Raw genomic sequence first — 12136 nt, 5'->3', positions numbered from 1 at the left:
AGACTTTACCGATCAAAAAATCGTACATAAAATATGAGCAACTTAATTATTAATAAAAAACCAAGAACATATATTCCACAAGATTTATCCATAACATGGGAAAGCCTTGAACCTTTATTTTCAGAACTACAGAACCGCGAAATTGACAGTCTTTCATCTTTAGAACAATGGTTAAAAGACCGTTCGGAACTGGAGGCAGCTTTGGAAGAAGATTTTGCCTGGCGTTATATTAAAATGAGTTGCGATACAGCTAATGAAGAACTGGTTAAAAATTTCCAGTACTTTGCTACAGAAATCGAACCTAAAATATCGCCTTTATCAAATGAATTGAACAAAAAATTTGTAGAAAGTCCTCTTATGGATGATCTGGATAAAGAAAAATACTTTGTTTACAGCAGGGCGATTAAAAAAGCTTTAGAGCTTTATCGTGATGAAAATATTGAGTTATTTACCGAATTGCAGGTTAAGCAACAAAAATACCAGGGCATTACCGGTGCCATGAGTGTAGAAATAAATGGTCAGGAATATACATTGGAACAGGCCTCAGTTTTTGTTAAAGATTTAAACAGAGAAGTACGTGAAAATGCATGGAAAACCATTCAGCAAAGACGCTTGATTGATAAAGATGATTTAAACATTTTGTTTGATGAGTTAATCAGACTGCGTAATCAGGTTGCCTTAAATGCAGGTTTTGAAAATTACCGCGATTATATGTTTCAGGCTTTAGGCCGCTTTGATTATACGCCGCAAGATTGTTATGATTTTGCAAACGCCATTGAAAAAGAAATTGTACCCATTTTAAAAGAACAGGCAGAGAAACGCCGCGAAGCTTTGGCTTTAGAGGTTTTGAAACCCTGGGATATGGAAGTAAGCGTAAGCGGTAAAGCGGCTTTGAAACCGTTTAACAGTGGCGAAGAACTAATTGATAAAAGCATTGCCTGCTTTAATGCCATTGATGAAAAACTGGGGATTAAACTGGCCACCATGAAAGCCAACAATCTTTTTGATGTAGAAAGCAGAAAAGGGAAAGCCCCCGGAGGCTATAATTATCCACTGGCCGAAACCGGTGCACCTTTTATATTTATGAATTCTGCCAATTCGCTTCGTGATTTAACAACCATGGTTCATGAAGGCGGACATGCTATACATACTTTTTTAACGGCAAACTTAGAATTGAATGATTTTAAGCATTGCCCATCGGAGGTTGCTGAACTTGCCTCTATGAGTATGGAGCTAATTTCTATGGATAAATGGGATGTTTATTTCAGTAACCCGGAAGAATTAAACCGTGCTAAGAAAGAACAATTAGCCGATGTTTTAAAAACACTACCCTGGGTTGCCGTAATCGATCAGTTTCAACATTGGATATACACCAACCCAAATCATACAGCGGCCGATAGAGAAGAAACATTTAAACAGATTTACAACCGTTTTGGTGCGGGTTTTGCCAACTGGGATGACCTGGAACAGGCATTTGGTAACGTATGGCAAAAGCAATTGCACTTATTCGAAGTGCCATTTTATTATATTGAGTATGCAATTGCTCAATTGGGTGCCATTGCTGCTTGGAAAAACTATAAGGAAAACCCTGAAAAAGCCTTAGATCAATATTTAGCTGCCCTTTCTTTAGGTTACACTAAACCCATGAATGAAATTTATGAAACCGCTGGAATTAAATTTGATTTTAGCGCTACCTATGTTAAAGAATTAGCAGATTTTGTAAAACAGGAACTGGAAAAATTAGGATAATTTTAGCTTTATATTCAGAAAAGTCGCGGCAATTAACCGCGACTTTTCTATTTTTAAAAAAATCTATTTATGAATACGCTAAAAACATTACTATTTCTTTTTTGCCTTGGTATTGGCATTTCTAATGCGCAGCAAAACAATTTTGCAAAACGCTATACTTTGACCGGATTTATTAATAAAAAAATCCCGGTGGAGTTAGACATTACCGTTTCGAAAAATATTGTTTTGGGTAATATTAGGTATTTAAATACTAAAGCAAAAACGCCTATTAAAATTATTGGAGAGGTAAGCGATAAAAATCAATACTCGTTGCGCGAATTTGAAAAAGATGGAAATATTAGCGGAATCATTAATGCAACGCTAAAAAGCGATAGGCTTGAAGGCGATTGGTCGGCTACGAAATCAGACACCAGTTATTCTGCAATTCTCAACATAAAAAACAATGAAACTTTTAAACCAGAAATATTTTCTCCCACTTCATCTAATCAGCTGGCTGGAAAATATTTTTATCAATATGGTGAAAAAGGTTATCAGGGAAGCATTACCATAAAGAAATTAGGTGGCAATACTTACTCTTATGATGTTGGCTCGGTAACGCATGATCCAGGCAGAAACATTGCTGATGCATCCGGTAAAGCCGTTTTAAAAAATAATCAGCTCATTATTAACGTCAATAATTCTTGTAAGTTCATCGTTATGTTTTATAATGGGTTTTTAACGATAACAGAAGGTAGACAAGGGCAATTAAGCGATTGTGAATTTGGCTTTAACGCAACATTAGAAGGCACTTATTTAAAAGTAAAATAATTAACGTATTGGATAAATAATAGCCGATTGCCTTCAATTGTGAAAATTTGTTAATTAGGTTAAACATTGTTAAAAGCTACTCGCTAAGCATTTCCAACCATTAGTTTTACGGATAATTCTTTCAGATAAGGAATTCATCTAATTAACTAATCGGACATGAAAAAAATCATTACCTCGGTAATTTACCTTGCATTTATAATTTCGGGGCGTGCAATGGCTCAAACGCAAAATACAATGGGCAAAATTGCCGGCACCGTTACCGAAAAAAGCGGTGCTTTTATCCCTGCAACCATCGTTTTAAAAAAAGCAAAAGATTCTATTTTAGTGCGTGTAGTTGAAGCAAATGATAAAGGATATTTCAGCTTTGACCAGCTTAATCCAGGTAATTATTCAATTGAAATTAATTTAATCGGGTATAAAAAAATAAGGGAAACAATAGCTCTTGATGGATTACCAATCTCAAAAAACTATGTTTTAGAAACCGATATAACACAATTAGGTGAGGTTAATGTTTCAGGGAAGAAACCGTTAATTGAACGTTTCAGTGATAAAACCGTATTAAATATAGAAAACAGTATTGTAGCTACCGGAAATTCAGCACTGGAAATTTTAGCTAAAGCTCCTGGGGTTTCTATTGATCAAAACGAACAGATTAGCTTAAAGGGCAAAGCTGGTGTGAACGTACTTATTGATGGTAAACCAACTTATTTATCAGCTGAGCAACTTGCCACCCGGCTGAAATCTTTAAGTAGTACATCAATTAAAAGCATAGAGTTAATCACCAGTCCATCGGCACAATATGATGCCCAGGGCAATGCTGGCATTATCAATATTAAATTAAAAAAGAATGCCAATTTTGGCACTAATGGAAGTATTGATGCAGGTTATGGTTACGGTAAATATGCAAAAAATGATGCAGGAATATCGCTAAACCACCGCTCCCGAAACCTGAATATTTTTGGAAGCTACAATTATAATTATGCAAAGAACAATGAAGATCTTGACATTTTCAGGCTAAATGATAATGGAACGCAGCAAACTTATTTTCATCAAAACAACAATCAAGTCCGTACTTCTTACAATAACAATTATAAATTTGGTGTTGATTATTCCTTAAACGACAAAAATACATTAGGCTTTTTAACAACTGGTTATTTCAATAACGGACACGACAGCTCCATCGGAAATACAATAATTGGCAACAGTGCTATCCAGGCAGACTCTGTTATATTAGCGAATAATCCATCTACCAATAAGTACAGAAATCAGGCGTATAACCTTAACTATAAAGCGCTTATTGATACTTTGGGTCAGCAATTTTCTACAGATATTGACTATGTTGAATATCGAAATCTGGAGAATACCACTTACAATAACTTATTTATGGACAATAATGGTTTGAGCTATAAAAATCCTTTAATATTTAGAAACACTACCCCGGCATTTATAAAAATATGGTCGGCAAAAGTTGATTATGCTGTTCCAATAACGCCTAAAACAAAATTGGAGGTTGGTTTAAAAAGCAGTAAAGTAAACACAGATAATGATTTTAAATTTGAAAACCTGATCAACAATAACTGGCAAAACGATGAATCGAGAAGCAACCGATTTATTTACAGCGAACAAATTAACGCTGCTTATGCAAGTTTAAAGCACGATTTTAAATCAACAAATATTCAAATTGGTTTAAGAGTTGAACAAACCAATTCAAAGGGCAATTCAATTAACGATCAAAAAGTCATCAAACGTAATTATATTGATTTTTTTCCAAATCTTTCGATCAACCAAACGCTATCTGAAAATCATGAAATTGGTTTCAATTACAACAGAAGAATTGACCGGCCAGATTACAGGTCGCTAAACCCCTTTGTTTACTTTGTAGATCTTTATACGTTTAGCCAGGGGAATCCTTTTCTAAACCCACAGTACACCAATAACTTTCAATTTTCTTACACTTATAATAAATCACTCAACATTTCATTTTCTTACGGAATTACAAGTGATTTAATTACCGATGTTCTTCTGGCAGATCGTGAAAAGAAAACACTTTTCCAAACCTCACAAAATTTAGCCAAGCAAAGAACTTACGATTTAACCATTGGCTATCCTACTCAAATTACGAAATTCTGGAGCATGGATAATAACCTAACAAATTATTATAACCAAATTATTTCGGCTGACTTAAATGGAACGGGTTATAATGGAAAAAAGTTGAGCTTCATGCTAAACAGTAACCACAGTTTTAAAATAAATGCATCAACAAATGCCGAACTTTCTGCAAGTTATATTTCTCCTCAAATATATGGTACTTATGCAATTAAGCCGTACTACGGCATTGATATGGGGTTGAAAAAATCTTTCTTAAACAATAAGTTAAACATTAAACTTGCTGCAAATGACATTTTCAATACCAGAAAGGCAAGGGTGAGCAGTGCGGTTTCTGATCTGAATTATAGCTTAAACCAGAAACAGGAAACCAGAACAATTAAAGCCAGTATCAACTACATTTTTGGAAGTAGCCAAATTAAAGGTACAAGGGAAAGAAAAACAGGTGCAGCAGAAGAAGAAAGCAGGATTAAGAAATAAATCCAGCACCGCTTAATTTTAAGCTACAGCATTATCTTTTTTTCTGATTTTTAAGATTACAAACATAACCAATAGTGATAAAATAATCATGATCAGATAGCTGTAACTAAGGTTACGCTCGTCTTTTGCCGGCACAATATTTACAATGCCATAACTTAAAAAAGATACAATCACATATGTAATGCCGCCCGTAAGCCCACCGGCTATCCCTGCATTTTTAGGGAATTTACTCAAACAGAAAGTAAAGTAATTGTTAAAAGTAAAACCTGCACCAACATGAATAATAAAGGCAAAGAAAATCAGCGAATATAAATTGCTCACAAAGCTCAAACTTACAATCATTGCAATTACAAATACGAGTTGCATAATCGAATTAATGGCCAGTCTTTTAAAGAACGGCCGGTTTATGGTTGCCTTACCAATAAAACCACCAACCATCCAGGCAAAACCCAAAACCAATGAGCTATAGCCGGCTATTACAGGCGATAAATGTAAATGATGTTCAATAATAAATGGCCCGGTCATATTATAAACCATTACCATACAGTAAGCTAAGCCAAGCATTACTATGCCCAAAGTAAAACTGGTTGTTTTAATCATCTGCGCATAAATAGCTGCTATTTTTTTGATATGGAAATCGGTATAATGTTTTAGTGTTTCTCCGCTAAAAATCAACTCTAAAATGGCAAATACAAGGGCAAATCCTGCTAAAAAGTAAAAATTAGATTCCCATCCAAATGCAGCCTGCAAATAGCCACCAATAAATGGTGCAACAATTGGTCCGGTAGACCAAATTATAGAAAATAAACTTAAATAATGTTTAAGCTGTTCGCCTTCAAAGAGATCAACAAAGTAAGCTCTTTTGGCTACAACAATAGCACCAACGGTTAAACCGTGAATAATTCTCATTAAATAAATCAGGTAAATATTATGCGTTGTTGCAATAATTAAACTTGCTCCGGCGAAAATAAGCAAGGCATATAAACCTATTTTATACCTTCCGAAACTATCTAATACACTGCCTATAAAAAGTTGCGAAACGCCATAACTTATTAAAAAAAGACTAAGTGTTAGCTGTACCTGAATACTGGAAACATTCATTGCCCCAGCCATTGTAGGTAAAGATGGAATGTAAATATCTGTTGCAAACCCCGATAATGGAATTAATGCAAAAGCCAGTAAAGTTGCTAACCCCTGGTGGTTTTCTTTTATATTTTTTGTTTTAGTACCTGTGCTCATGTCCCGCGCTTTATTATTATTAAAATAGTCCTAATCAAATTAAAATAATTGATTATTATATATCAGAGCGGCAAAAGTAGACTTTTAAAGGGTAATAGAATTATGCAAATCAAACAATCAATTATTACAATGAAAGCAATTGCAGAATTTTACTTTAAACCAATAAACGATCATTTTAGCTTAATAATAGCCCTTCAAAACCAACATTTTATTGTGTAATGAAATTTATATCCCTCATTAGAAATTTTTAGAACATATTTTTTTAAGTTTGGAGAATACAACAACCATAAACAATGTTCGAAAAGCTATTCAGAAAGAAATCTATTTCCAAAATATTGCAGGATGCGGCAAAAGGCTATGGCGATCATGAAAGTTCATTACATAAAACCCTCGGTGTTCGCGACTTAACCGCCTTTGGTATTGCTGCAATTATTGGAGCAGGTATTTTTAGTACGATTGGTAAAGCCAGTGCAGATGGTGGCCCGGCGGTTATCTTTCTCTTTATTTTTACAGCTCTTGCCTGTAGCTTTGCGGCCTTTGCTTATGCAGAATTTGCATCTATGGTACCTGTTTCTGGTAGTGCCTATACTTATTCTTACGTGGCCTTTGGCGAATTAGTAGCCTGGATTATTGGCTGGTCGCTCATTATGGAATATGCCATTGGTAATATAACCGTTGCTATTTCCTGGTCTGATTATTTTACGGGGTTGCTCTCCTCCATTCGAATACCCGCGTTAGGAATAGATGGCATTAATCTTCCAGGTTGGATGACAATGGATTATCTGAGTGCGTATAACGGGCATAAACATGCCGAAGCACTTATAAACGCTGGGAAAAGCATTAGTGGATTAGATGCGGCAACTGCAGCCGCAAACGGCGCATGGCTTTCGGCCCCAAAAATTGGTAGTTTTCATATCGTTGCCGACCTTCCTGCTTTAGGAATTATCATATTTATTACCTGGTTGGTGTATCGTGGCATGAAAGAAAGCCGTAATGCAAGTAACGCTATGGTGGTCGTTAAACTGGCTGTAATATTGCTGGTTTTAGCGGTAGGTGTATTTTACATTGATACTAAAAACTGGGATCCTTTTGCGCCAAATGGTGTTTCTGGAGTTCTTAAAGGGGTTTCAGCAGTATTTTTTGCTTATATTGGTTTTGATGCCATTTCTACAACTGCCGAAGAATGTAAAAATCCACAACGGGATTTACCCCGTGGAATGATGTGGGCAATTATAATTTGTACTGTACTTTATGTGGCTATTGCTTTGGTACTAACCGGAATTGTAAAATCAGATACATTGGCTGTTGGTGATCCTTTGGCATTTGTTTTTGACCAGATTGATTTAAAATTAATGAGCGGAATTATCGCCGTTAGTGCTGTTTTTGCAATGGCCAGTGTATTATTGGTTTTCCAGATGGGGCAACCACGTATCTGGATGAGCATGAGCCGTGATGGTTTATTGCCAAAGTCGTTTTCTAAAATCCATCCAAAATATAAAACCCCTTCTTTTGCAACCATTGTTGTTGGATTTGTAGTAGCAGTTCCATCATTATTTATGAACCTGACTATTGTAACTGATTTATGTTCTATTGGTACTTTATTTGCATTCGTACTGGTTTGTGCCGGAGTTTTAGTACTACAAAACAGACCAGATGTGCAAAGAGGAAAATTTAAGATTCCTTATGTAAACAGTAAATACATTATTCCTGTAGTTTTTATAGGTTGTATTGTGCTTGGATTTACAAAGTTTAATAAAGAAACCAAAGATTTTATTCTTAACACGCCTAAAACCGTTCAAACCATTTCATTTGTAACCTCATTAAACGGAGAAGAGCTTAAAATTGTTAAAGAAGAAATTGTTAAAAACGCTGCACCACAAATCATACTTGCCGAAAAGGTAGATGCAGAATCATATTTAAGTAGTTTACCAGCCGATCGCTATGAGCAATTTATTTCTGCATCCAAAATTTCGTTGGATAAAAAGTATGAAAGTGGCTGGGGATTGTTTAAGCACAAAATTCCGATGTGGATATTCCTGATTATTTGTGTATTCATTACCTATTACAGCGTTACTAAAAACCTTTCTTTAATTCCTGTTTTAGGCCTTATAAGCTGTTTATATATGATGTGTGAACTTGGCATCTCTAACTGGATTGGCTTTAGCATCTGGCTTGTTATTGGCCTTGTAATCTACTTTATGTACGGATATAAACACAGTAAGCTGGCCAACCCCGAAATTTAAACCATAAGCGATATAAAATGACGATTTTTGAAAAGATTGAATTATATAAAACTCAAAAAAACTACTGCAAAATTACGCGGCAGGTGGATCAAAAATCTAAGAGATTATCGCATGGCTATATTGTGGATTATTCGTACAACTTTGTGCTGATCATAGAAACACACGATTTCAAATTTGAAGGTTATAGTGTTTTTCCAATTTCCAGCATCGTAAAAATCCGGTTTAACGAGTATGATCAGTATTTTGATTACATCATGGAGGCAGAGCGGCAAAAAGAACTGATTAAAATTGACTATTCTATTGACCTTTCAGATTGGAAATCAATTTTTAAAACCGTAAAAAAAACAAAATTAATTTGTACCATCGAGCAGGAAGGCAGAAAAAAACCTCTTTTCCTGATTGGTCCGATTGAAGAAGTAAAAAACAAAAAAACTTTAATCCATAACTTTGACCCGCTTGGTTTCCTGGATAAGGAGGCGACCGAAATCAGGTTTAAGGATATCTCGATCATCAAATTTGATGACCCTTATGGAAATACATTTGCGAAATACCTGAGAAACAAATCCTAATTAAAGAGATTCTATATATCGATTTAATTCGCTTTCAAAATTCTTATCAGAGGGTTTTAGAAAATGCTCGTTAATTAAGGAGCCATTTTTATCGAAAACAAGGTAACGGGGTATCGTTTCAATCCGATAAAGACCGCTGATTAATTTGTTGGATTGCTCAACAACCCTAAACTGATTTTTACGATCAATTTTGGCGCTGGTAAACACATCTTTCCAGTTTTTTACTTTTGCATCTTTATCTAAACTCACCCCAACAAATACAATGTTTTTATTTTTAAAATTGGCTTTAGTCTTTTCTAAAAAGGGGAACTCCTGAATACAAGGGACGCACCAACTTGCCCATAAGTCAATGACAAGTATCTTCCCCTTATTTTTTTTAAAAACATCATTCAGCGTCAAGGCAACATTATCCGTATTTAACAATTTAACAGTTGTTTTATCAAAGGACTTTTGATTGGGAACTATCTTACCTGCATAGTCCTGACTTCGAAAGGCAGAATCGCTCAGTGTATTATTGAATAAAGCATAGCTTTCTAAATATAATTTAGATTCCTTTTCAGGAAAAACACCAAGGGCCTGATAGGCTAAACCAGTTTTATATCTTTTTTCTGTATTTACAGATCCGACTTCAGTAATAAAAGATTTCAAATTGTAGTTTAAACCATTTTTAGTCTGGTTATAATTGGCTATTTTAGTAATGGTCAGATTCAAGAAATTACTGTTTATTTTTGTTTTTTTTGCTACCGCCGCCGTTAGCTCCTTTGCTAACGTATCAAAAAGTGGCTGGCTGCGATCAACATTCAGTTTGGCTAACTTTAAATAATAGAAATTATTCGCAATTTCTTTCCATAAACCTGCAACTGAATCTGTAAGCTCTTTCTTAAACGATAAAGAATCAATTTTTTTCAAATTAGCGTTTAGTATCCCTTTATTCGCTTTTATCTGATCATCAAGCTTACCCTGCGCTCCAGGCATATTAAATATAGACTCATTTACATTCAAAAAATCGTTTACAAAGAGCTTATTGTTTTTAGTCTTGTTTTTCAATTTAAAATCCTGTAGGGCGAGTAAAATTTTATCGCCTTTGGCTACATAAAATAAATTATAATAAGATTGGTTTGTTGTTCCGTCGAAAACATCATATTTAAACTCTGCTATATTATTAACGTAAACTTTTCTCGAAATTACAGCATTCGCATTTGTCGCATTTCTAAATTCTAAAACCCGCTGAACCAAGAAATCATCAAAATACCTTAACCTCATCATACTTTGAGGCTCTAACTCGACACTAATAATTGTTGCTGTATCATTTACAATAACTGCACTTTCTCCACGAAACACATTGATCAGCACCAATACTAAACAAGCAAAATATAATTTCATTTAAAATAATTTAAACCAGCCCCGGTAAACAGGGCTGGTTATGGTTAAATATTATTGTCCGAATCCATCATGGGCACAATCGTACCCACAGCTGGCTACCTGACCAGTTGTAATCCAATGCACGCATAAATCATTCGCACCAGAACTACCACTAAGTACATAATCACCGCTTCCAGAACCGCCGCCTGCGTAAGTTACAGTTAAAACACATAATTCCTTTTTTCCACCAGATACGTTTTTCATTTCAGCTTTGCTGAGTAAGTTTAGCTTTTTCATTGTTAAAAGTTTAAATTTGTTTTTTAGAGTTTTGCTACCTTTCACGCAAGGTAGCTTGAGCGATGCAAATTCGCGTTTGCATTCGGTTTTAGGGCAGTTTCGTTGCAATCGTGCTGCCCTTTTTTTTAAAAAAATATAGCTCTTCCTGGAGAAGTAAAAACAACTCCTTTATTTTCTACATCAAATTTCAAATAACAGCCATCTATCAGGATTTACATAAATCCTAATGATAATTATTCAGCGCAATAAGTTATTTAAAAAAGATTAGGTATTATTAAATCTCATGTGGCGTATTTCCGAGAAGGATATGGGCACAGGATCGAAGTTTGGATTAAGCGTTTTAGATAGATAGGTCATGATTATAAGTTTTGTAAATGTTAAGATAATGAGTCTTAAATGTTTACACAATATTTTTTCTTAATAGACATGATTATTCCGGTATTCCGGCAGATTGTATCGTTAATTACAAAATATTATCGAGAAATAATTTAATTCATTATCTTGGTTATCTCAAAATTACGCTATGTCTAAACCGCTCAAATGTGTTATTATCGATGACGAAGATTTCGCTGTTAAATTATTAAGTGAGTATATAGAAATGATACAGGAACTTGTAATAATAAAAACATTTACAAATCCTTTAACTGCACTCGCTGAGATTACTTATGCAGATGAAATTGATATATTATTTCTGGATATAGATATGCCGGGTTTATCCGGTATTGATCTTGCCACTGTACTAACCAATAAAATTAAGCACCTTATTTTCACAACAGGCCATGATCAGTATGCGCTGCAGGCCTTTGCTGTTAATGCTGAGGGCTATCTGCTTAAACCAATCAATCCATTACGTTTTATAGAAACCGTAAAGAGAATATTAAATAAAGAGGAAAAGAAAATTGATGTTGTAAAGAAAAAAAAAGATAACCTATTTTTTATTAAAGGGGATGTAAAGGGCAGATTTATTGGGATATCCCCGGATGAAATTATTTTATTTTATACTAATGCGCATTACATAACCATAGAAACTACCTCAAATCAATATCAAACTAACGATACAATGAAAAACATTGAAGAAAGATTAAAAGATGATATCAGATTTATAAGAGTACATCAATCCAACATTATAAATACGGAAAAAATAATTCAGGTTGATGGCAATACAGTATTCTTAACCAATAATTGGAAAGTGCCGGTTAGCGAGCATTATAAAAAATCGTTTATGAATTTTATAAGTCAAAAACTTCTAAATCCAAAGTAAACCAGGTTTCTGGTTAGATTTAA

General features: G+C 34.5%; 9 protein-coding genes. 6 read left to right on the top strand and 3 right to left on the bottom strand.

Annotated elements, in window-relative coordinates; genetic code table 11:
• Window positions 1-33 precede the first annotated feature (33 nt).
• From R2Q77_RS17615 to R2Q77_RS17605, 3 genes are all read left to right on the top strand, one after another.
• The gene (locus tag R2Q77_RS17615) at window positions 34-1749 is read left to right on the top strand and encodes a M3 family oligoendopeptidase (protein ID WP_316805044.1); all 1716 of its coding nucleotides are present in this window, start codon (window positions 34-36) and stop codon (window positions 1747-1749) included.
• Between the two features lie 69 nt (window positions 1750-1818).
• Window positions 1819-2556 (top strand): hypothetical protein, encoded by a 738-nt coding sequence (locus R2Q77_RS17610; protein ID WP_316805043.1) that lies wholly within the window; start codon window positions 1819-1821, stop codon window positions 2554-2556.
• A gap of 156 nt (window positions 2557-2712) precedes the next feature.
• Window positions 2713-5142, top strand: coding sequence for a TonB-dependent receptor domain-containing protein (locus R2Q77_RS17605; protein WP_316805042.1), 2430 nt, complete (start codon window positions 2713-2715; stop codon window positions 5140-5142).
• 18 nt (window positions 5143-5160) lie between these two features.
• Here the strand turns inward: R2Q77_RS17605 and R2Q77_RS17600 are convergent, their stop codons facing one another.
• The gene (locus R2Q77_RS17600; protein WP_316805041.1) at window positions 5161-6381 is read right to left on the bottom strand and encodes an MFS transporter; all 1221 of its coding nucleotides are present in this window, start codon (window positions 6379-6381) and stop codon (window positions 5161-5163) included.
• 293 nt (window positions 6382-6674) lie between these two features.
• Here R2Q77_RS17600 and R2Q77_RS17595 point away from each other — a divergent pair, with 293 nt between their 5' ends.
• Together R2Q77_RS17595 and R2Q77_RS17590 are read left to right on the top strand one after the other, a co-directional pair.
• On the top strand, window positions 6675-8624 hold the full coding sequence (locus R2Q77_RS17595; protein ID WP_316805040.1) for an amino acid permease: 1950 nt from the start codon (window positions 6675-6677) through the stop codon (window positions 8622-8624).
• A 17-nt stretch (window positions 8625-8641) separates the two neighbouring features.
• On the top strand, window positions 8642-9193 hold the full coding sequence (locus R2Q77_RS17590) for a hypothetical protein (RefSeq protein ID WP_316805039.1): 552 nt from the start codon (window positions 8642-8644) through the stop codon (window positions 9191-9193).
• Here the strand turns inward: R2Q77_RS17590 and R2Q77_RS17585 are convergent, their stop codons facing one another.
• Window positions 9194-10576, bottom strand: coding sequence for a TlpA disulfide reductase family protein (locus R2Q77_RS17585; protein ID WP_316805038.1), 1383 nt, complete (start codon window positions 10574-10576; stop codon window positions 9194-9196). It abuts the gene before it with no gap.
• A gap of 51 nt (window positions 10577-10627) precedes the next feature.
• Window positions 10628-10852 (bottom strand): hypothetical protein, encoded by a 225-nt coding sequence (locus tag R2Q77_RS17580; protein ID WP_316805037.1) that lies wholly within the window; start codon window positions 10850-10852, stop codon window positions 10628-10630.
• A gap of 523 nt (window positions 10853-11375) precedes the next feature.
• Here R2Q77_RS17580 and R2Q77_RS17575 point away from each other — a divergent pair.
• A complete protein-coding gene (locus tag R2Q77_RS17575) occupies window positions 11376-12113 on the top strand; it encodes a LytTR family DNA-binding domain-containing protein (RefSeq protein WP_316805036.1) in 738 nt (245 codons plus the stop codon).
• The last annotated feature ends 23 nt before the right edge of the window (window positions 12114-12136 follow it).

This window comes from Pedobacter nototheniae (assembly GCF_032678625.1).
GTDB lineage: Bacteria > Bacteroidota > Bacteroidia > Sphingobacteriales > Sphingobacteriaceae > Pedobacter > Pedobacter nototheniae_A.
Note: the sequence above shows the minus strand (reverse complement) of the source record. Positions and strands in the feature narration are given on the sequence as shown.

Excerpts from the sequence above, each read along its gene's own strand:
- R2Q77_RS17615 (WP_316805044.1), top strand. The coding sequence starts at position 34 with ATGAGCAACTTAATTATTAATAAAAAACCAAGAACATATATTCCACAA.
- R2Q77_RS17610 (WP_316805043.1), top strand. The coding sequence starts at position 1,819 with ATGAATACGCTAAAAACATTACTATTTCTTTTTTGCCTTGGTATTGGC.
- R2Q77_RS17605 (WP_316805042.1), top strand. The coding sequence starts at position 2,713 with ATGAAAAAAATCATTACCTCGGTAATTTACCTTGCATTTATAATTTCG.
- R2Q77_RS17600 (WP_316805041.1), bottom strand. The coding sequence starts at position 6,381 with ATGAGCACAGGTACTAAAACAAAAAATATAAAAGAAAACCACCAGGGG.
- R2Q77_RS17595 (WP_316805040.1), top strand. The coding sequence starts at position 6,675 with ATGTTCGAAAAGCTATTCAGAAAGAAATCTATTTCCAAAATATTGCAG.
- R2Q77_RS17590 (WP_316805039.1), top strand. The coding sequence starts at position 8,642 with ATGACGATTTTTGAAAAGATTGAATTATATAAAACTCAAAAAAACTAC.
- R2Q77_RS17585 (WP_316805038.1), bottom strand. The coding sequence starts at position 10,576 with ATGAAATTATATTTTGCTTGTTTAGTATTGGTGCTGATCAATGTGTTT.
- R2Q77_RS17580 (WP_316805037.1), bottom strand. The coding sequence starts at position 10,852 with ATGAAAAAGCTAAACTTACTCAGCAAAGCTGAAATGAAAAACGTATCT.
- R2Q77_RS17575 (WP_316805036.1), top strand. The coding sequence starts at position 11,376 with ATGTCTAAACCGCTCAAATGTGTTATTATCGATGACGAAGATTTCGCT.